The organism is Streptomyces sp. Tu 2975 (assembly GCF_009832925.1).
Classification (GTDB): domain Bacteria; phylum Actinomycetota; class Actinomycetes; order Streptomycetales; family Streptomycetaceae; genus Streptomyces.
On the sequence record NZ_CP047140.1, the window covers coordinates 1,749,058 to 1,768,907 of the forward strand.

A 19,850-nucleotide genomic window follows, 5' to 3' on the forward strand; every position below is an offset into this window, starting at 1 on the left:
GTGGGCGTATGGCAGCTCCTCATGGTCGGCGGGGTGATGCTGCTGGGTCTCCTCGGGGTGATCGTCCCGGGTGTCCCGGGGCCCTGGCTGGTGTGGGCCGCCATGCTCTGGTGGTCGCTGCACGTACAGACCGGGCCGGCGTGGTTCCTTCTCGTCGGCGCGACGGCGGTCCTGCTCGTCATCCAGGTCATCGTCTGGCTGCTGCCCAACCGCCGGCTACGCGGCCTCGGCATCAGCCGCCGGATGGCCGCGTCCGCGGGCCTCGGGGCGCTGGCCGGTTTCTTCCTGCTGCCCGTCATCGGCGCGGTGCCGGGATTCGTCGGCGGCATCTACGGCTCGGAACGCCTCCGGCTGGGCGGCCACGGCCCCGCGATGGCCTCGACCCGCGCGGTGATGCGCGCGGCGGGCACGAGCGTGCTGGTGGAGCTCATGGGCTGCCTGCTGGTGGTGGGGGCGTGGGTGGGAGCGGTCCTGTCGGGTGCCTGACCCGAACCGGGGCAGGCACCGGACCCTGTGGGGCCTGCCGCCGCTCCCCCTCCGCGACGGGGAGGCTTTGTGGGGGCTGACGCCTCCACAAAGCCTCCCCTGGGAGGGGGTTCCTGTTCGGGGCCGGCGCCCCCACGCCCCCGTGCCGGCCCCCGCCCCCCGCAGGGGCGCCCCCGTGCCGGACCCGCCCCGCAGGGCGACACGCAAGCGGGCCGGCCACGGCCCGGCTCAGCGGACGCGCCCCCGCTTGGCCTCCATCGCCGCCCGCCCCTGCGCGCCCTTCATCTTCCAGTCGCGCCGGATCTCCGCCCGCAGCCTGGCGTCCGTCTTGGCCACGATCCGCTGGTTCTCCCGGATCAGCTTGCGGTAGCTGTCGAGCCGCCGCTCCGGCAGCGTGCCGTCCTCGATCGCGCCGAGCACGGCGCAGCCGGGCTCGGCCTCGTGGGCGCAGTCGTGGAAGCGGCACTGCGCGGCGAATTCCTCGATCTCGGAGAACACCTGGTGCACGCCGGCTTCGGCGTCCCAGAGCCCGACGCCCCGCAGCCCCGGAGTGTCGATGAGGATGCCGCCGCCGGGTACGACGAGCAGGTTGCGGGTGGTGGTGGTGTGCCGGCCTTTGCCGTCGATGTCACGGGTGGCCTGGACGTCCATGACGTCCTCGCCGAGGAGCGCGTTGGCGAGGGTGGACTTGCCGGCTCCTGAGACGCCGAGCAGCACGCTGGTGCCGCCGGACACGATGGCGGTGAGGACTTCGACGCCTTCGCCGGTGGTGGAGCTGACGGGGATCACCTGGACGCCGGGCGCGGTGGTCTCCACGTCCTGCACGAGGTAGGACAGCCCGGTGACGTCGGGCACGAGGTCGGCCTTGGTGAGGGCGATCAGCGGCTGCGCCCCGCTCTCCCACGCCAGGGCGAGGAAGCGTTCGATCCTGCCGAGGTCGAGTTCGACGGCGAGCGAGACGCAGATGACGATGTGGTCGATGTTGGTGGCGAGCACCTGGCCTTCCGACCGCTTGGACGACGTCGACCGCACGATGGCGGTGCGCCGGGGCAGAAGGGTCCGTACGAACCGGGGGTCGCCGTCGGGGTCGACGGCCACCCAGTCGCCGGTGCAGACGACCCGCATCGGGTCGCGGGGGTGACGAATTCGGTGTCACCGCGCAGGAGACCTCGCGGCGTGACCAGGTCGCACTGGCCGCGGTCGACGCGTACGACGCGGCCGGGCAGCAGGCCCTGGGCGGCGTACGGTGCGAACTCGGCCTCCCAGGCCGGGTCCCACCCGTAGGGGGCGAGCGTGTCCTGGGCGGCAGAGGTGGTGGAAGACATGGAGGACTGCGTGTGGGACAAGGGGAACCCTTCGAAGGGCGGCCCCGGCAGCGCGCGCTCCGCGCGCGGACGTCGAGTGGGTGTCAGCCGGAGGCCACAGGGGTGGAAACGATGATGAACCTCTGAACGCGGGCAGCGCCCGCCACCGTGACAGTCATCAATGTCCTCACCTCCTGCTCGTCTTCATCTCGACGAACCAACACTGTTCCACCGGGCTCGGCCGACTGCCGCGGCCCGGAACGAGCAGAACGATAGCGGCGCCCGGGGGCGGGGCGCCAGCGATTAATTGCACCTGTCTTCCTACGCCGTTCCTGGCGGCCCACGGCCGCGGCCTCCGGGGTCGTCGACCTCGTCGTGCGGGTGGGAAATCGCCTTGACCGGCCTTCGGCCCGGCAGTTGGATCGACGCAGTCGGAGTGCGCCCGTCCTGGGGAAGCTGTGAATGACATCTTGATCTCCGGCGCGCTGGCCGGTTTCGGGATCGCGATGCCGGTCGGCGCCGTCACCGTCATGATCGTCACGCTTTCCGCGCAGACGTCGTTGCGTACCGGTCTCGCCGGCGCGATGGGGACGGCGACGGCCGACGGTCTGTACGCGCTGGTCGCCGCGTTGACGGGTGCCGCGCTGGCCGGGCTGCTCCAGCCCGTCGCGCAGCCCATGCGGTGGACGGCTGCGGTCGTGCTGCTCGCCCTCGCGACGAAGGGACTGGCGGACGCCGTCCGCCGCGCCCTCGACCCCGGGTCGGTACAACGGGTCGAGGAGACGCGGCCGCTCCACGCCTATTGGCAGTTTCTGGGGCTCACTGTTCTCAACCCGCTGACCATCGTCTACTTCTCCGCACTGGTGTTGGCGCTCCGCAACGACGACTGGCCTGCCACGGGTGGCTTGATGTTCGTCGCCGCCGCCTTCGCCGCTTCGGCGAGCTGGCAGGCGCTGCTGGCCGTGGGCGGGGCGCTGGTCGGCCGGGTTCTCACCAGCGGCAAGGGCCGTCTGGGCACAGCACTGGTCGGCAACGGGGTGATCATCTTCCTGGCTGTCCGTCTGGTGTCCGGCGGCTGATCAACCTGGGGCGGGCGGGCGCCGGGTCCGGGTCCATTCGAGGACCCGGTCCGCCGTCCAGGTGTTGACCACCCGCTCCGCCGGCACCCCGCACTCCTCCGCCCGGGCGCAGCCGATGATCTGCCAGTCGAGTTGTCCGGGCGCGTGGGCGTCGGTGTCGACGGCGAAGAGGACGCCCACCTCCACGGCGCGGCGCAGCAGCCGGCGCGGCGGATCGCGCCGTTCGGGGCGGCTGTTGATCTCCAGGGCGGTGCCGTGTTCGGCGCAGGCGCCGAACACCTCGTCCGCGTCGAACTGCGACTCGGGTCGCGTGCCACGGCCGCCGGTGACGAGTCGTCCGGTGCAGTGGCCGAGAACGTCGGTGAGCGGGTTCTCGACGGCGCGGACCATCCGCCGGGTCATCGCGGCGGATTCCATGCGGAGTTTGGAGTGGACGGACGCGACGACGAGGTCGAGGCGGTCCAGCAGTTCGGGATCCTGGTCGAGGCTGCCGTCGGGGAGGATGTCGCACTCGATGCCGGTGAGGAGCCTGAAGGGCGCCCATTCCTTGTTGAGTTCGCCCACCACCTCGAGTTGGGCACGCAGCCGCTCCGCGGTGAGTCCTTTGGCGACGGTGAGCGTGGGCGAGTGGTCGGTGAGGACGGCCCACTCGTGGCCGAGAGCGGCTGCCGCACGGCCCATCTCGTCGATGGGGCTGCCGCCGTCCGACCAGTCGGAGTGCAGGTGGCAGTCGCCGCGCAGCGCGGCGCGCAGGGCGCTGCCGCCGTCGGCGAGCGGCGCGCCTGCCTCGTCCTCGAGTCGCTGGAGATAGGCAGGGGTTCCGCCGGCGAGGGCTTCCTCGATCACACGGGCCGTCTTGGGTCCGATTCCCTTGATCTTGACGAGTGTTCCGGCCTCGGCATGGTCGGCGATCTCCTGTGCGTCGAGTTCGGCGAGGGCCGTGGCGGCGGTACGGAAGGCGCGTACGCGATAGGTCTCCGCACGTGAGCGTTCCAGGAGAAAGGCCACCCGGTTCAGGGCCTCGACCGGTTCCATCGCCACCTCCTGGGGTCCTCAGCTCAGTGAACCCCGATGCCCGCCGCTCGTCCAACGCGGGAGCGACGCAGGCGTGAAGACCGTCACACCTTTCAATCAACGGTTCAAGAATTCGCGCACCTTATATTCAATTGATCAACGACCTGGAACGTCTTTCTTCGGCCTATTCGGCGGGCTACTGAACCGCTGGTCAGCATCACCCACCCGGTCACCGCCTGCCCTCGGAGCATCACGGCACGTGACCGAAACCGTACGCAGGACCAAGCGTTCTTCAGCGCGGTGAGTAAGACTCCCGTCCGATTTCCGAAACAACGACCCCAGGGAGTGTTCGAAATGCGGTACATCGCCAGAGGCCTCGCGCTCGCAGCCACCACCACGCTGGCTCTCGTCGCGGCGCCCGCCGTGGGCAGCGCGAACACCGCGCAGCCCGGTCCGGACAGGCTGTACCCGCCGTCGGCCCTCGTGCTGACCGTCACCACGGGGGACGACGCGACGGCCGGGACGGTGATGCGCGCGGTGACGCTCAGCTGCATGCCCACGGCGACCGGTACCCACCCCGCCGCGAAGGCCGCCTGCGCAGAACTGCGCGCCGCGGAAGGCGCCTTCGACGCCATCACCACCAGGGACCCGAGCGTCGTCTGCACCAAGCAGTGGGATCCGCTGACCGTGACGGTGGACGGCGTGTGGAACGGCACGCGTGTCGACTACGCCCACACCTTCGGGAATGCGTGCGTCCGAAGCAGCGGCAGCGGCGTGCTCTTCGACTTCTGAGGCGGCCGGGCGGCCACGGCTGAGCGCCGTGGCCGCCCGGGGACTCACATGCCCGGCGGCATCCGCGAGGGGCGGCCGGCGCCCCGGGTGAGCACGTAACCGCCGACGCCCGCGAGCGCCGCGAGCAGACCGCCGGCGCCGGTCCAGATCCAGCGGTCGGACCACCGGCCGGACGACCGGTCCAGGACCGCTTGTTCCTCGTTGCGCCGCTCGTCCGCGGAGACGCCCGGCACCAGCGGCTCGGCGAGCGCACCGTCGACCGCGTACGCCCCGCCCGCTTCCTTGGACACCGCCTCGACCTCCGCGGCGACGGGAAGGCCGAGATCCTCCTCGGGGAGACCGGTCACGGTCAGGCGTATGTAGTAGCTGCCGGGCAGCGGGGCGTCGGCCCACGGCTCGGCCAGCGACCGGACGGTCCGCAGCGTGCACGACAGTTCCACCGACGTGGCGTCTACGGCCGCCGTCCGGGCCTGCATGCCGTACATGCAGGCCTGGCGGCGGCGCAGCCCGTCGTAGACGTCGATCCGCCACGTCGAGGCGCCGTGCCGCTCGGCCGACTCGGGCAGCGTGACCCTGGCCTTGACGGTGGGCCGCTGCTCCGCGTCGGCGGGGAACACCCAGTACAGGTAGTCACCGCTCGACGCGTTCGCCGTTGCCTTCTGGTCCTGCTCGATCGGGGTGGCCGTACGGAAGGTCGTACCGGCCTCCGTGGGGGCGCGGTCGTCGCCGTCAGGGCCGGGCGACGGGCCGGCCCCCAGCGCGAAGGCCGCCGGGCCGAACAGCGCGGCGGCGGTCAGCGCGCCGACCGTCATCATGCGTGGGATACGCATCAGTTGGTCCTCCAGACGGCGATGCGCCAGCGCGAGACCCAGCCCCAGAGCAGACCGGCCACGAAGCCGGCCGGCACCAGGACCCCCAGCAGCCACCAGCCGCGCCCGAGGCCGAACGCGGCCACGTCGGCGGCCGCTTCAGGTGCGTCGACGACGTCCACGGTGAGTTCCACGGGCAGTCCGGGCTCGGTCTTGACGGCGGGCGGTGCCGAGAAGGAGTTGCTCACCTGGAGGCACACCGTCTCCGCGGCGAGCTTGACGCCGTCGGCGTCCTCGAGCTCCGGCTTCGGGTAGCGAAGACCGGTCGAGATCAGATCGGTACGGCCGTCGCCGGCCTCGGAGCCGCGCACGATCTCACGGCCGTGGACGGTCACGGCGCGCAGCAGCACCCCGTAGTCCTTGTTCACCGCGCGGTCGGCACCGACGCTCACGGAGGCACGCAGTTCCTGGCCGGGCAGCACGTCCACCCGGTACCAGCGGTGCTCGCCGAACTTCTCCCGGTCCGTGTACAGACCCGGCTCGAGCTGCGGCGCGTCGCGGCACTGCCCGGCGCCCTGCGTGGCGACGGGCGTGACCACCGGTTCGGCGGCCCGGTCGACCAACTGGCTCACACGGTCGGAGAGTTCGTCGGTGTGCTGAACGGACGTGTACGTGCCGCCGGTGGCCTCCGCGATACAGCTGAGCTGGGCGCGGGTCTTGGCGTCGGGCACCAGGCCGAGGGTGTCGATCACGAGGTGGATGCCCTTGGCCGCGATCTCCCGCGCGACCTCGCACGGATCGAGCGGTGCGCAGGTGTCCTCGCCGTCGGTGATGAGCACGATCCTGCGGGTCGCGTCACCGCCCTCCAGATCCTCCGCCGCACCCAGCAGCGCCGGGCCGATCGGCGTCCATCCGGTGGGCGCGAGGGTGGCGACGGCGGTCTTCGCCTCCGTCCGGTCGAGCGGCCCCACGGGGTAGAGCTGCCGGGTGTCCTTGCAGCCACGCTTGCGGTCGTCACCGGGATAGTCGGCGCCGAGTGTGCGGATGCCGAGCCGCACCTCTTCCGGGACGGCGTCCAGCACCTCGTTGAACGCCTGCTTCGCGGCGGCCATACGGCTCTTGCCGTCGATGTCGCGGGTGCGCATCGATCCGCTGACATCGAGCACGAGCTCGACCTTGGGGGATTCCTTCGCCACCGGTTCGTCGGCGGCGGCGATCCCTGTCGGGAACAGCCCGGCAACCAGGACTGCGAGAAGGACGCAGGTCCGGGCCGCGGGCCGTCTTCTTATGATCATCCGCGGATCGTATTGACGATCTCCAAAGGAACCAAAACGGGGCGGCGTTGTCGCGCGACCGGGCCCGTCGCGAGCGGCGTGCGGGGGGCTCCGCCCCCCGCCGGTGGGGGTCTCGTGGGCTGACGCCCGAACAGCCTCACGCAGGTCGGCCCGTGCTGCCGCGCGGTGGCATTTCCCCACCCCGCCCCTTCCCGCAGTATCGATGTGCGACGCGTGGGGGCTGGCGCCCCCACACCCCTGCCCCTCCCCGGCGAGGGGAAGTTGGTGGGGGCTGGCGCCCCCACACCCCTAGGACGGCAGCTTCGCGCGCCGACACCCGGCACCACCCACCAGGCAGGCGCCCCCGCCCCCGCGGGGCGCACGCACCAGGACCGGGCCCAGCCCGCAGGGGCGACACGCAAGGGCGACATGCCAGCGGACCGGGCCACGCCCCGCCACGCCCCGCCGCGCCGCGGGCAACGCCACCGGACCCGACCACGCCCGCCCGGGCCGGACCGGGCCACGCCCGAGAGCGCCGCGCCCCCGGCCCTCGGCCCGGGTGGGTCAGGTCGGGGTCGACGCCGTGTCGGCCGTTTCCAGTGGCACGGCCGGCTCCTTCGGCGCCGGCGCCGGCGTCCGCAGGAAGCGGCGCCCGATCGGCTCCGTCCACCGCGCCGTCAGCGGCCCGATGATCACAAGGATCAGGACGTACGCGGTGGCCAACGGCCCGATCCGGGGCTCGACCCCGACCGCGAGGCCGGCGATGACGATGGAGAACTCACCGCGGGCGACGAGCGTGCCACCCGCCCGCAGCCGCCCCCGCGGCCCGATGCCCGCGCGACGGGCCGCGTACCAGCCGGTGGCGATCTTCGTCAGCGCGGTGACGACGGCCAGGATCAGCGCGGGGACGAGGACCGGCGGAATGTCCGCCGGGTCGGTCGACAGCCCGAAGAAGACGAAGAAGACCGCGGCGAACAGGTCCCGCAGGGGCGCGAGAAGGTTGTGCGCGCCTTCGGCGACCTCGCCGGAGAGCGCGATGCCGACGAGGAACGCCCCGACGGCGGCGGAGACCTGGAGTTCCTGCGCGATGCCGGCGACGAAGAGCGTCAGGCCGAGGACGACCAGCAGCAGCATCTCGGGGTTGTCGGAGGAGACGGCACGGCTGATGAGCCGACCGTGGCGGAGGGCGACGTAGAGGACGATGCTGACGGTGCCGAGCGAGATGAGCAACGTGAGGCTGCCGCCGGCGAGGCTGAGGCCGGCGAGCAGGGCGGTCAGCAGCGGCAGGTAGACGGCCATCGCGAGGTCCTCGATGACGAGGACGCCGAGGATGACGGGCGTTTCACGGTTGCCGAGCCTGCCGAGATCGCCGAGGACCTTGGCGATGACGCCGGACGACGAGATCCAGGTGACGCCGGCGAGCGCGACGGCGGCGACCGGTCCCCAGCCGAGTATCAGTGCGGCTGCCGCGCCGGGCAGGGCGTTGAGGACGAAGTCGACGATGCCGGAGGGGTACTGCGTCTTGAGGTTGGTGACGAGTTCGGAGGCGCTGTATTCGAGGCCGAGAAGCAGCAGCAGGAGGATGACGCCTATTTCGGCGCCGGTGGCTATGAACTCCTCGCTGGCGTTCATGGGCAGCAGCCCGCCGTGGCCGAAGGCGAGTCCGGCGAGGAGGTAGAGCGGGATGGGTGAGAACCCGATGCGTCCGGCGAGCCGGCCGAGCAGGCCCAAGGCGAGGATGATCGACCCGAGTTCGATGAGCAGCGCGGTGGTGTCGTGCACGGGTGGCTATCCTCCAGTGATCAGTTCGGCAACGGCGTCGACGCCTTCGCGGGTTCCGACGACGACGAGCGTGTCGCCGATGGCGAAGCGGAAGTCGGGCGTGGGCGAGGGGAACGCCGCGGTGCGACGCAGTACGGCGACGATGGATGCTCCTGTGCGGGTGCGCGCCTGGGTGTCGGCGAGCAGCCGGCCGGCGTACGGGGAGCGTTTCGTGACCGGGATGTGTTCGGTGACGAGGTCGATCTCGATGTGCTGGTGCAGGTGGGCGACGGGGTCGGGGATGAGCAGTTTGGACAGCGCGGTCGCCTCGTGCGGTGCGAGGGCGGCGGCATCCTTGCAGTTGTCGTCGTCCTCGGGGTCGTGGAAGGCGAGGATGCGGCGGCCGTCCTGGTGCACGACGACGGAAAGGTGCGCGCCGGCGTCGGTCTTGAGGTCGTACCTCGTGCCCACTCCGGGGAGGGGTGTTTTGCTGACGTGTGCGGTGGGTTCCATGGAGGGCTCCGTACGGGCGGTCGTCGGACGATGTGCGGCGGCTGTGTTGTCTGCTCCGGCGGTGCCGCGGGACGTCGCAGCGGCCACCGGACGACAAAGATTCTGACTCAACCGCCGCACACCGGCGCCGACCGGCCGTGGATCGGGTCGGGGGGCGGTCAGGTGAGTCGGGCAGGCCCGGTGGGGCCCGGCTGTCGGTCACTACGGGTGGGATCGGGAACACCGTCCCGCGCACGCGCGTCGATGCGCACGGTCCGGGCGCCGCGCGTGACGCCGCCGTGGCGTACGACGCCGGGACACACACCACCGAGGCGCGGCGAACCACAGGGGCGCGCGTAGCCGCCGACACGCGGCGAGCCACCGGGACACGCCGCTCCGCCGAGGCGCGGCGAACCGCCAAGACGGCGGGCACGGCTGATGCGCGCGTGCGCCATCTCGTACCCCTCCGCCCGGCCGGCACCGCATGGCGCCGGCAAACCCTCCTGCCACTGACGCGCATTGCGCCGCTCCAGGAGCATTGCAATGACTAGGTAAAGAATTCTACCGCAGGACAATCAGGCGGATTCACCCAGCAAACCTAGTAAAAGCCGCACCTTCTATCCACCCGGGTGCAACTGTCGCCGCCGTCCCAGGAGTTCGGCGGCGCCCCGCCGCGTCGCGGCGACGACCACCCGGTCCTGGGCCCGCAGCACGTAGCCGGGATGGAGGTCCCACACCAGCCCGGTCGGGTTGCCTTCATGGTCGCGGCGGGCGTTCGCCAGGTCGGGTTGCCGGTCGCCGGGGTCCGTGGCGTCGAGTGCGACGATCCGCCATGCCCCGGGCCTGAAAGCCTCGGCGACGGTGCGTCCCTCCAGTTGGGGGTGTCCGGCCACGTCGACGGCGGCGAAGAGCAGCACCTTGCGTTCCACCGGTACGGCGCCCAGGATCTGGCGCCCCATCATGGCGACGGCGAAAGCGGGCGCGGCGAGTGTGGACACGCTGCGGCTGCGGGTCAGGGCATCGGGGTGCGCGGCGCGCAGGCTGCGGTAGACGGCCGTCGCGAAGTCGTCGTCGTAGATGCGCAACGCCACGCGGAGGTCGGGTTTGGCGGAGCGGGCGTAGAGCGCCGCCTCGAGGTTCGTGGTGTCGACGCTGGTGAGGGCGAGCAGTGCGTGCGCCCGGTGGATCTTGGCGGCCTCCAGGACACCCTCCTCGGTCACGTCGCCCATCACGGTGGGCACCCGCAGCCGGCGGACGAGGGCGATGCCGCGGGCCTCGGGGTCCTCCTCGACACACACGACGGGGATGCCCAGTTCCCGCAGGCGCATCAGCACCCGGGTGCCGATCTTCCCCAACCCCAGCAGGACGACGTGTCCGGACAGGCCGCGCGGCGGGCGGCGCAGGGCGGACGCGGTGCGGAAGGTACCGAGGGCCTCCAGCGCCGCCGCGACCGCCAGCGGCAGCAGCATCAAACCGGCCAGGCCGGTGAGGAGTTGCAGGACCTGCCGGTCGGCGTCGGCGCCTGCCGCGGGGTCGCCCATGGCGAACAGGTCCAGCAGGACGAGGTACGTGGCGTGCAGCGGATCGTCGCCGGTGGTGATCCACGAGGCGACGGCCAGGGCGACGACGGCGGCGCCGAGCCCTGCCAGCGACCAGCGCAGCCGCCGGGAGAACAGCCGGCCGAGGGGGACGCTCCGGCCGGCGAGGGGGCCCGGTTCCCTTCCCCCCGCTCGGTAGGAGATGGCTTCGAGCACAACGGTGCCGCGTCCGGTGGCCTCCGCGACGCTCCGGTCGTCGGGCAGCAGGCGCGGTCCTTCCTGTCCGCTCCGGTCGGAACCTTCCGCGCCCGCGGGGTCGTTGGTGGTGGACGACAGCAGGGCGAGCGTGCACAGGCCGGGGTCGGCGACCTCGCCACGGGCGGGCGGGGTGCGCTCCACGGCCCTCAGCAGCAGACCGTCCGCCTGGACGATCTTGCTGGTGCCGGCGACGGCGGTCGCGGCCAGCGCGGGGGCCGCGGTGTCCGCGTCGGAGAGCACGGTGGTCGACGCGTCGAGTGCCTGAGCGGTGAGGCCGGGGAGGGACAGCGCGGCGGCCTGGTCGAGGAGTTCGGCGAGGTGCTGGCCGAGTTTGCGGTTGTAGAGCCGGATCACCAGGCGCAACTGGGGGTTGAGTCTGCGTGCGGCGAGGGCGGCCCGGATGTTCGTCTCGTCGTCGTCGTGGACCAGCGCCAGTGCGGCGGCCCGGCCGACGCCGGCTTCGAGGAGTACGTTCTCGTCGAGCTCCAGGGTCTCGACGACCCTCGGCAGATCGGGCGGCGGGGTGTCACCGGGAGCGGTGGGGGCGGTGGGGCCGACGGCCCTGGTCATGGCGGCGGACATCCGGCCGAAGAGCGCGGACGCCCTGACCCGCCCGGAAAGCGGCAGTTCAGGGCTCCGTGAAGCCTGGGCTGCCGGTACGACGAGGGTGACCCGTTCGCCGTACACCTCGCGGAGTTCGCCGGCCAGCCGGTGGGCGAGGGCGTCGTCCCCGCACACGATCATGTGGCCCTGGGCGGCGGGGTGTTGCGCCTGATGAGGGAGTGAGGAGGAGGACACACCTCATAGACTGCCCTGCTCCACCGGCCGGTTGCGCCGCGGGGTCTCCGGCTACTCGTGCGAGTGCCCGTCCCCGCTCCCGTCATGGCTCTCCCCCGTGTCCCCTTCCGTGTTCCGAGGCGTGTCCTCCTGCGTACCGGTTCCCTGGCCGGGGGTGTCCGCCGTGACGACGGTGAACACGGCGGTGCGGACCTTGCCTTCGTGCTTGAAGTCGAGGAACAGCCGGTACGCGCCGGGGCTCGGGGCCGTGGCGGTGAAGGTCACTTCGGGTCCGGGGCGGGTCGTGCCGTCACCGGGCTCGCCGCCGGGGTGGACGTGGAGGTAGGCGAGGTCGCCGGAGCGCAGTGCCACCAGGTGCCCGTACGCGCCGAGGTACGGCTCGAGGTCGGTGACGGGACGTCCGCCGCGGGAGACGTTCAACTTCAGCTCGCCGGCCTTCCCGGGGTGCAGTGCGCCGTCGAGGGTGACGGTGTAGCCGTCGACCTTCGCCACTGTGGCCGCGGCAGGCAGCTGGGCGGGCCGGTAGGCGCCGGAGACGGCGAGGTCCGCGCCGAGGGTGAGGTTCTTCGCGTCCTTTGCGGCCGGGGTGAAGTCGGCGAAGAGACGGTAGTCCCCCGCCTTGGGCAGGTCGGTGGCGATGGTCCACGTGCCGTCGGCGGCCCTGGCGGGGTGCAGATGGCGGTAGGTGCCGAGGTCGCGCGAGGCGAGGATCAGGTGGAGTTCCTTGTCGTGTTCGCGCTGATAGGCGGTGACGGGCCGGCCGTCGTCGTCGCGGACGGTGAAGCGCAGCTCAGCGGTCCGCCCGGCGGTGATGCGCGGGGTGTCGAGGTCGAGGGTGTAGCCGCCCCCGGAGACCTGCAGTCCACCGGCCGCGGAGGGGCCGTGGCCGCTCGGCTCCTCCGGCGCCCGTCCGGCCGCCGGATGCTCCGAATGCGCGGCGGGCGCGGGCGCCGTGCCGACGGGCGCGACCACGTTGCCCACTCCGTAGGCGGCTCCGAAAGAGGCGGCCAGCGCGGCGGCGAAGGCGGTGATCTTCATGGGGGTCTTCATGACGTCTCCTCGGGGAGAAATACCCGGCGGGGGTATGAAAACCACCGTAGCAGATACCCATGGGGGGTACCTACAGGACAGAGGAATGGCGCCCGCCTGGACCGGCGGGCGCCTCCTCCTGGGACGTCACCCCTCGGAGCGCGAAGCCGCCGCGGGCCCGTCAACGGCCGGCGCGGCGGCGTCGAGAGGGATCAGCGGGACGGATCGAGAAGGATCTTGTGAACACCGTCGGCGCGGCTGCTGAACAGTTCGTACGCCGCGGGGCCCTCGGAGAGCGCGAAGCGGTGCGAGACCACGACCTCCGGGGTGAGCCGGCCGGCCTGGGTGAGGGACATCAGGACCGGCAGCTCGTAGTGGACCGAGCACAGGCCGATGGCGAACTCCAGCTCCTTGACCTGCGCCAGCCCCATGTGGAAGGGGAAGGCCTCGTTCTGGCTGACCCCGACGACGCTGACCCGTCCGGCCTGCCGCACGGTCTTGAGGGCGAGCTCGATGGTGGCGTCCGAGCCCACGGCCTCCACCACGGCGTCCGGTCCGCGCCCCCCGGTCATGTCGCGCACGGCCGCCCGGGTGTCCTCGCCCTCGACCGGCTCGACGCCCAGCGTGGCGGCGAAGGTACGCCGCTCCGCGACCAGGTCCACGCCCAGCACCCGTGCGGCGCCCATGGCGAAGGCGGACTGGGCGGCCATCAGGCCGACCGGGCCGAGGCCGATGACGAGCACCGTCTCGCCGGGGCCGATGCGGGCGCGGCGGCAGCCGTACCAGGCCGTGGGTGCGTTGTCGGTGAGCACCACGGCGGCCTCGTCGGAGATGTCCTCCGGCAGGCGTATCAGGTTGATGTCGGCGTAGGGCACCGCGAGGGCCTGGGCCTGGCTGCCCGGGAGCTGCGGGCTCACGCCGTAGCAGAGGTCGGTCATGCTCTTGGCGCGCTCGCACCGCGCGGTGTAGCCGGCCGCGCAGGTCGGGCACAGGGTGCAGCCGACCGACGCGGGAAGCATGACCCGGTCACCGGGCCGGAAGCGGGTGACCTGGTCACCGATCTCGACGACCACGCCGACGCACTCGTGCCCCGGGGTGTAGCCGACCTCGGGACTGAACGGGTTGCCGCCGTAGATGTGCAGGTCGCTGCCGCAGATGCCGGCCGCGGTGACCTGGACGACCGCGTGCGTGGGGCTCGCCACGACCGGGTCGGGGACCTCCTCGTAGCGGATGTCATGACGGCCTTGGTACGTCAGCGCCTTCACCGGCTCCCACCCTCCCCTTTGGCTGTGCCTGTACCTTGCCCACCCGCGACCTCGAGAACCAGCTTTCCGTGGTTGGCACCGCGGAACAGCCGCATCAGGGTCTCCGGGAACGCCGCGACCCCTCCGGGGACCACGTCCTCCAGCGAGGTGAGCCGGCCCTCCGCCCGCCACTTCGCGAGCTGCGCGACGCCCTCCGCGTAGCGGTCGGCGTAGTCGAACACCACCATGCCTGTCATGGAGGCGCGGTTGACCAGCAGCGACATGTAGTTGGCGGGGCCCTGCGGCCGGGTGCTGTTGTACTGGGAGACCGCACCGCAGATCACGACGCGGGCTCCGCGCGCCAGCCGGAGCAGCACGGCGTCCAGGATGTCGCCGCCGACGTTGTCGAAGTACACGTCGACGCCGTCGGGGGCGTGCTCGCGCAGCGCCTTGCGGACGTCCTCGCTCTGGTAGTCGATCGCGGCGTCGAACCCGAACTCGTCGACCACCAGGCGGCATTTGCGCTCACCGCCTGCTATACCGATGACCCGGCAGCCGAGGATCTTGGCGATCTGGCCGACGATGCTGCCGACGGCTCCGGCCGCACCGGAGACCACGACGGTCTGGCCCGGCTCGGGACGTCCGATGTCGATGAGTCCGAAGTAGGCAGTCAGGCCCGACATGCCGAGCGTGCCGAGATAGGTCGGCAGGGGCGCCGCCGCCGGGTCGACCTTGATGACGCCGCGCCCGTCGGAGAGGCAGAACTCCTGCACGCCGAACGTGCCGGACACATGGTCGCCGACGGCGAAGCCGGGGTGCCGGGAGGCGGTCACCCGGCCCACCGCGCCGGCGCGCATCACCTCGCCGATCTCCACCGGGCGGATGTAGGACCGGCCGGCGTTCATCCAGCCGCGCATCGCCGGGTCGATCGACAGGTACAGGACCTGCACCAGGAACTCCCCGTCGGCCGGCTCACCGACGGGCTCCTCGACGTGCTGCCAGTCGGTGTCGCGCGGCTCGCCTGCGGGACGTGCGGCCAGGCGCACCTGGCGGTTGGTTGTGGTCATCTCCGGCTGCTCCTGCGTTCGGCGGTGGATCGGGCCGGCGGGCACAGCCGGCAGGCTGTTCGTCGCCGTGTACCGACGCACCACCGGGCATACCGGCTAGTCGGTACGTCGCCGTGAGCGTACGGCCCCGCCCCGTCGGGGGCAAGAGCCTCCAGGTGCGACGTACGCCGCAGCCGACATCACCCGGCCACCGAGGGCCGGGCGCGCCGCCCGCCTGCCTTCTGGGCCGCTACGCCCCGAGGACTTCGGCGGCCTCGTCATAGAAACGGGTGTGCGCCGGCGCGCTGGGCGGGATCTCAGGGTTCCACGGCAGGAGCCGCGCCCGGGCCCGGAGTTCGTCCCAGTGCGCCACCCCCCGCAACCGCTCGACGGGGAAGGCGTTGGCCCGCACATCCACCAGAACCACGTCCGGCTCCAGCCCGGCGGCGGCGGCCCAGTCGGTGGTGGACCAGTTGACCCCGGCGCCCGCTTCCGGCTCGGCCAGGCCGACGCCGCACGCCGACAGGGCCCGCAGATCGGACCAGGCACCGGGCCTGGCGAGATGGACGCTGTCCTGCCCCGCCGGCGACAGCGCCAGGACCCGCACCCCGGCCGCTTCGGCCGCGGCGGCGCCCAGCCGCGCCCGCGCCGCTTCGAGTCCGGCCGCGGCCGACGGGTCGGGCACCGCACCGAGGGAGAGCGCCAGCGCGCCGAACCGCTCACGCACCTCGTCGAACGAACGCCCTTGGCCGACGTCGAGCACAACGACCGGAACGCGTTCCTCCAGGTACTTGGCCGTGTCCGGATCCAGGCCGTAGATCTGGTCGGAGCCGTAGGTCACGGCCACCACCAGATCAGGATCGGTGGCCAGTACGGCGTCCGCGTCGACACCCGGGCCCGACCCGAGGTAGCTCACCTCGGTCAGCGGCAGGTCGCCGGCCTTGGCCGGATCGGGGCCCGCGCCGTCGTGGGCGGAGCCGAACACGCCCGCCGGCAGCAGCCCGTGGTCGAACAGTGCGGCGCCCGCCTGTATATAGGTGACCGTCCGGGCCGGGGTACGCGGTGCGGAAGCCAGCCGCCCGCGGTCGTCGAAGAATTCCCAGTGCGATTGTCGCGCCATGCGGCCAAGCCCCCCACGTCGAGCGGTCGTTCGGTGGTGTCGCTCCGGTCATCGACGTGTGACTGCCCCACCGCCCGCCGCCTCACGCCTCACGGGCGGCGCTGTTTCGGCTCCCCGGGACCGCGGCCGGTCAGCGCGGCGCTGCGGCGGGCAGGGACACCTCGAAGCGGCAGCCGCCGCTCACGTTGCTCACCTCGGCGCGGCCCGCGTGCGCCTCGACGATCCCGCGGACGATGGCCAGTCCAAGACCCGCACCGGCCGGCGGCGTACGGGCCTGGGAGCCCCGCCAGCCGGTGTCGAACACCCGGGGCAGATCCTCCTCCGGGATGCCGCCGCAGCCGTCGGTGACGGAGACGACCACCCAGTCCTGGCGCCGTTCCGCGGCTACGGCGACCGTGCCGTCGGCAGGGGTCCGGCGGATGGCGTTCACCAGCAGATTGGCGAGGACCCGGGTCATCTCCTTGCCGTCCACCTCGACCGGCACCGGTTCGACGCCGTCACCTACCAGCCGCACTCCGTGCTCGCGGGCCAGCGGGTCGGCGCCCGCGAGAGCCTCCCCGACCAGGTCGTAGAGCGACATACGGGTCGGGGTCAGCGCGAGGGCGCCCGCGTGGATGCGGGACAGCTCGAAGAGGTCGCCGACCATCGAGTTGAGCCGGTCGACCTCGGTGCGGATCTGGCGGAAGTAGCGGTCGGGGTCCTGGACGACGCCGTCCTCCAGCGCCTCCGACATGGCACGCAGTCCGGCGAGCGGGGTGCGCAGATCGTGTGAGATCCAGGCGACGAGCTCACGCCGGGACGTCTCGAGAGCGCGTTCCCGTTGCCGGGACTCGGCGAGCTTGTCGCTGGTGGCCGCCAGTTCCCTGCTGAGCGCCTCCAGTTCCGCCGTGGAGGGGACGCCGGGCGCGGCGAAGGAACCGCCGTCCCCGAACGACCGTGCCGCGAGGGCCAGTTCACGACTGCGTGCGACGACCCATCTGCCGAGCAGCAGCGCCGTGCCCAGGGAGACCACGGCCGCCATCGCCACGACCATCGTGACCACGGTCAGGTCGTGCGGCGACAGGAACATCGCCTGTGCGACCGCCAGGGTGCCCGCCAGCATGGCGGTCACGGTCACCGCCGCGACCACGGTCAGCGACACCGCGACGGAACGGTGCCGCAGCACCCGCAGTACGAGGGCGCCGACGATCCCGGCCGCGGCAGCGCCCATCAGGGCGTAGAACGCGATGAGCAGCATGTCCCGCACGGCGATCAGCCCTCTTCCGCCACGTCGAAGCGGTATCCGACCCCCCACACCGTCTGGATCAGCTTCGGCCGGGCCGGGTCGTCCTCGATCTTGCCGCGCAGGCGGCGCACATGGACGGTCACGGTCGACAGGTCACCGAACTCCCAGCCCCACACGTCCTGCATCAGCCGCTCACGGCCGATCGCCTTGCCCGGGTGCCGCATCAGATGGGCCAGCAGATCGAACTCCCTGAGCGTCAGGGCCAGTTCGCGCCCGTCCTTCGTCGCGCGCCGGGCACCCGGGTCCAGCACGATGCCCGCCGCCGCCAGCTCCGGCCCGGCGCGCCGCTCCCCCGCTCCCCCGCCGCCCCTGCGCAGCACCGACTCGACCCGCAGCACCAGCTCCCGCGGGCTGAACGGCTTGGTCACGTAGTCGTCCGCGCCCACTTCGAGGCCCAGGATGCGGTCGTCCTCGTCACCGCGCGCCGTGAGCATGATCACCGGTACGGGCGCCTGTTCACCGGCCCGCAGCCGGCGGCACACCTCCAGGCCGTCCATGCCCGGCAGCATCAGGTCCAGCACGACCAGGTCGGGTCGCCGCCCGGCCGCGAGCCGCAACGCCTGCGGCCCGTCGGCGGCACGGTCCACGGCGAAACCCGCGCGCTCCAGGTACCCGGTGACGACCTCCGCGACCGTCGGGTCGTCGTCCACGACCAGAATGCTCTGCATACAGCCAGTGTCCTCGCCCGCCGGGACGTCCCACCGGCCGGGCGCCTTACGAAACCGTGACGTCCGATTCGTTCAAGACCAGCGGCCCGTCCCGCCCTACTTTGGTGGGCATGACTCCACGATTCGACGCAATCGGCCTGGTCGTCAGCGACATGGCCGCCTCACTCGCCTTCTACCGCCGCCTCGGTCTCGACATCCCCGCGGAGGCGGACTCCGCGCCGCACGCGGAGGCCGTACTGCCCGGGGGCTGCGCCTGATGTGGGACACCGAGGAGACGGTCCGCTCCTTCGACCCCGACTGGACCCGCCCCACAGGCGGCGAACGCATGGCACCGGCGTTCCTCTGCGACAGCCCCGCGGAGGTCGACGCCCTGTACGACGAACTCGTCGCCGCCGGATATCGGGGCCACCTCAAGCCCTGGGACGCCGTCTGGGGCCAGCGCTACGCCGTCGTCCTCGACCCCGACGGGCTCGGCGTCTCGCTCTTCGCCAGCACTTCGTAGGCGCCCAGCGTGATCCCGGCCAGCGCGCGCATCTCCCGGGCGAGGTGCGCCTGGTCGGCGCAGCCGGCGCGGTGTGCGGCGTCCCCGTACGGGACGCCGTGGCGCACCAGCGCCAGGGCACGTTGCAGTCGCAGGATGCGGGCCAGCGTCTTGGGGCCGTAGCCGAAGGCGTCCAGCGACCGCCGGTGCAACTGCCGGGCGCCGAGCCCGGCCGCGTCGGCCGCGTCGGCGACCGTGCCGCCGGCGTCCAGGTGCCGTACGACGGCCCCCAGCAGAGGGTCCGGCGGAACGGCCCGCTCCAGGGCGATCGCCTCCAGCTCCACCGCCTCGTCGGGGCCTCACCGATCCGCTCGGCGAGCCTGCGCGCTTCCGCGTCGCCCCACAGGTCCGCGAGCTCCACCCGCCGGTCCCGCAGCTCGTGCGCGGGCACACCCAGCACGGCGGGCGCGCTCCCGGGCGCGAACCGCACTCCCGCCCAGGACCCGGCCGCGCCGGGGGTCTGCGCGTGCGTGTCGGGCCCGGCGACGAGCAGCCGCCCCTCCGACCAGAGCAGATCCATACAGCCGTCGGGCAGCACGGGTCCGGCCCCGGGACCGGCACTCCGCGTCCACACGACGGCCCCGGGGACGACCGAGACGCGCTCCGCGTACATACCTCCGAGGCTATGCCCCTGCGGGGCTTCCGAACCGGGGCAAGCCCCGGACCCCACGGGGGCCGGCGCCCCCGGCCCCTCCCCGGCGAGGGGAAGTTGGTGGGGGCTGACGCCCCCACACCCCTAGGACGGCAGCTTCGCGCCGCGACACCGCCCGCCCCAGCGCGCCCGACGGAAACGGACACCGGCCGAGCTCAGCGGCCGCCCCGGAACGAACACCGACGGGCACCCCACGTGCGGTCCCACCGAGCTGTTCCCGCCCAAGGCCGGACCGCCGCCTCAGCGTGAAGTCGGCCACCGGCCGGTACGGGCGGTACCGGACGTGAGGGGGGCGGGGTCGTAGGAGGGGGTGTCCGGAAGTAAAGCGTCGTAACTCGCGCGCAGCGCGGTGAGGACAGCCATTCCGGACACCCCCCTCCGGAGGCCCCGACACCCGCACCCACCACCGAGCCGGCGCCCCCGCCCCGCAAGGGCACACGCACCAGGACCGGGCCCAGCCCGCAGGGGCCGACGCGCACCGGGCCGGGCGGCCCCCGGAGAGGGCGACACTCACCCGGACCGGACCACGCCCGCAAGGGCACCCCGGGTAAGCCCCGCCCCGCCAGGGGCGCACGCACAGGACCAGCCCCGCCCCACCAGGGGCGCCACGCACCGGACCGGGCCATGTCCAAGCAGGCCGGCCGGGCCGAACACGGGCCA

At 72.6% G+C, this 19,850-nt stretch carries 15 protein-coding genes and 3 pseudogenes; 4 read left to right on the forward strand and 14 right to left on the reverse strand.

Annotation, left to right across the window (positions count from 1 at the left end; genetic code table 11):
- Complete coding sequence (locus GLX30_RS07690) at nt 1–486, forward strand: DUF456 domain-containing protein (protein WP_159685216.1); 486 nt, start codon at nt 1–3, stop codon at nt 484–486.
- Nucleotides 487–714: 228 nt separating this feature from the next.
- Here GLX30_RS07690 and rsgA read toward each other — a convergent pair.
- Nucleotides 715–1,811 (reverse strand): annotated as a pseudogene (rsgA, locus tag GLX30_RS07695) (ribosome small subunit-dependent GTPase A).
- A gap of 437 nt (nt 1,812–2,248) precedes the next feature.
- Between rsgA and GLX30_RS07700 the strand changes: the two are divergent.
- Nucleotides 2,249–2,869: a LysE family transporter gene (locus GLX30_RS07700; protein WP_159685219.1), complete on the forward strand. Its 621-nt coding sequence runs from the start codon at nt 2,249–2,251 to the stop codon at nt 2,867–2,869.
- On the opposite strand, the gene GLX30_RS07705 is transcribed toward GLX30_RS07700, so the two are convergent.
- Entirely contained in the window at nt 2,870–3,904 is a 1,035-nt protein-coding gene (locus GLX30_RS07705) for a PHP domain-containing protein (RefSeq protein ID WP_159685222.1), read from the reverse strand. It lies immediately after the preceding gene.
- A 333-nt stretch (nt 3,905–4,237) separates the two neighbouring features.
- On the opposite strand from GLX30_RS07705, the gene GLX30_RS07710 reads away from it, so the two are divergent.
- Complete coding sequence (locus tag GLX30_RS07710; protein ID WP_159685224.1) at nt 4,238–4,675, forward strand: subtilase-type protease inhibitor; 438 nt, start codon at nt 4,238–4,240, stop codon at nt 4,673–4,675.
- A 44-nt stretch (nt 4,676–4,719) separates the two neighbouring features.
- Here GLX30_RS07710 and GLX30_RS07715 read toward each other — a convergent pair whose 3' ends face one another.
- The 11 genes from GLX30_RS07715 to GLX30_RS07765 form a co-directional block, all read right to left on the reverse strand.
- Nucleotides 4,720–5,505, reverse strand: coding sequence for a hypothetical protein (locus GLX30_RS07715; protein WP_167306800.1), 786 nt, complete (start codon nt 5,503–5,505; stop codon nt 4,720–4,722).
- The gene (locus tag GLX30_RS07720) at nt 5,505–6,779 is read right to left on the reverse strand and encodes a VWA domain-containing protein (RefSeq protein WP_159685227.1); all 1,275 of its coding nucleotides are present in this window, start codon (nt 6,777–6,779) and stop codon (nt 5,505–5,507) included. Before GLX30_RS07720 ends, GLX30_RS07715 begins: the two co-directional genes overlap by 1 nt.
- Nucleotides 6,780–7,322: 543 nt before the next feature.
- The gene (locus tag GLX30_RS07725) at nt 7,323–8,540 is read right to left on the reverse strand and encodes a cation:proton antiporter (RefSeq protein WP_159685229.1); all 1,218 of its coding nucleotides are present in this window, start codon (nt 8,538–8,540) and stop codon (nt 7,323–7,325) included.
- 6 nt (nt 8,541–8,546) lie between these two features.
- Nucleotides 8,547–9,032 (reverse strand): TrkA C-terminal domain-containing protein, encoded by a 486-nt coding sequence (locus GLX30_RS07730; RefSeq protein WP_159685232.1) that lies wholly within the window; start codon nt 9,030–9,032, stop codon nt 8,547–8,549.
- A gap of 596 nt (nt 9,033–9,628) precedes the next feature.
- Entirely contained in the window at nt 9,629–11,551 is a 1,923-nt protein-coding gene (locus tag GLX30_RS07735; RefSeq protein ID WP_159694915.1) for an NAD(P)-binding protein, read from the reverse strand.
- A 105-nt stretch (nt 11,552–11,656) separates the two neighbouring features.
- The gene (locus tag GLX30_RS07740; RefSeq protein ID WP_244258059.1) at nt 11,657–12,655 is read right to left on the reverse strand and encodes a hypothetical protein; all 999 of its coding nucleotides are present in this window, start codon (nt 12,653–12,655) and stop codon (nt 11,657–11,659) included.
- Nucleotides 12,656–12,846: 191 nt separating this feature from the next.
- The gene (locus GLX30_RS07745) at nt 12,847–13,899 is read right to left on the reverse strand and encodes an alcohol dehydrogenase catalytic domain-containing protein (protein WP_159685235.1); all 1,053 of its coding nucleotides are present in this window, start codon (nt 13,897–13,899) and stop codon (nt 12,847–12,849) included.
- Complete coding sequence (locus tag GLX30_RS07750) at nt 13,896–14,945, reverse strand: NADP-dependent oxidoreductase (RefSeq protein ID WP_208545385.1); 1,050 nt, start codon at nt 14,943–14,945, stop codon at nt 13,896–13,898. The genes GLX30_RS07745 and GLX30_RS07750 overlap by 4 nt, the downstream gene beginning before the upstream one ends.
- Before the next feature lie 229 nt (nt 14,946–15,174).
- Nucleotides 15,175–16,044 carry an ABC transporter substrate-binding protein gene (locus GLX30_RS07755; protein WP_159685237.1) on the reverse strand — a complete coding sequence of 290 codons (870 nt, stop codon included), beginning with the start codon at nt 16,042–16,044 and terminating at the stop codon, nt 15,175–15,177.
- 130 nt (nt 16,045–16,174) lie between these two features.
- Nucleotides 16,175–17,290 (reverse strand): HAMP domain-containing sensor histidine kinase, encoded by a 1,116-nt coding sequence (locus GLX30_RS07760; protein ID WP_159685240.1) that lies wholly within the window; start codon nt 17,288–17,290, stop codon nt 16,175–16,177.
- Between the two features lie 5 nt (nt 17,291–17,295).
- Complete coding sequence (locus GLX30_RS07765; RefSeq protein ID WP_159685241.1) at nt 17,296–17,997, reverse strand: response regulator transcription factor; 702 nt, start codon at nt 17,995–17,997, stop codon at nt 17,296–17,298.
- A 110-nt stretch (nt 17,998–18,107) separates the two neighbouring features.
- On the opposite strand from GLX30_RS07765, the pseudogene GLX30_RS07770 reads away from it, so the two are divergent.
- Nucleotides 18,108–18,499, forward strand: a pseudogene (locus tag GLX30_RS07770) (VOC family protein).
- On the opposite strand, the pseudogene GLX30_RS07775 reads toward GLX30_RS07770, so the two are convergent.
- A pseudogene (locus GLX30_RS07775) lies at nt 18,439–19,151 on the reverse strand (helix-turn-helix domain-containing protein). The pseudogenes GLX30_RS07770 and GLX30_RS07775 sit on opposite strands and share 61 nt — an antisense overlap.
- Nucleotides 19,152–19,850: the final 699 nt, after the last annotated feature.

Bases quoted from the DNA above. Each gene is read 5' to 3' on its own strand.
- GLX30_RS07750 (WP_208545385.1), bottom strand. From the start codon at position 14,945: ATGACCACAACCAACCGCCAGGTGCGCCTGGCCGCACGTCCCGCAGGC.
- GLX30_RS07765 (WP_159685241.1), bottom strand. From the start codon at position 17,997: ATGCAGAGCATTCTGGTCGTGGACGACGACCCGACGGTCGCGGAGGTC.
- GLX30_RS07705 (WP_159685222.1), bottom strand. From the start codon at position 3,904: ATGGAACCGGTCGAGGCCCTGAACCGGGTGGCCTTTCTCCTGGAACGC.
- GLX30_RS07730 (WP_159685232.1), bottom strand. From the start codon at position 9,032: ATGGAACCCACCGCACACGTCAGCAAAACACCCCTCCCCGGAGTGGGC.
- GLX30_RS07720 (WP_159685227.1), bottom strand. From the start codon at position 6,779: ATGATCATAAGAAGACGGCCCGCGGCCCGGACCTGCGTCCTTCTCGCA.
- GLX30_RS07715 (WP_167306800.1), bottom strand. From the start codon at position 5,505: ATGCGTATCCCACGCATGATGACGGTCGGCGCGCTGACCGCCGCCGCG.
- GLX30_RS07755 (WP_159685237.1), bottom strand. From the start codon at position 16,044: ATGGCGCGACAATCGCACTGGGAATTCTTCGACGACCGCGGGCGGCTG.
- GLX30_RS07740 (WP_244258059.1), bottom strand. From the start codon at position 12,655: ATGAAGACCCCCATGAAGATCACCGCCTTCGCCGCCGCGCTGGCCGCC.
- GLX30_RS07710 (WP_159685224.1), top strand. From the start codon at position 4,238: ATGCGGTACATCGCCAGAGGCCTCGCGCTCGCAGCCACCACCACGCTG.
- GLX30_RS07735 (WP_159694915.1), bottom strand. From the start codon at position 11,551: ATGATCGTGTGCGGGGACGACGCCCTCGCCCACCGGCTGGCCGGCGAA.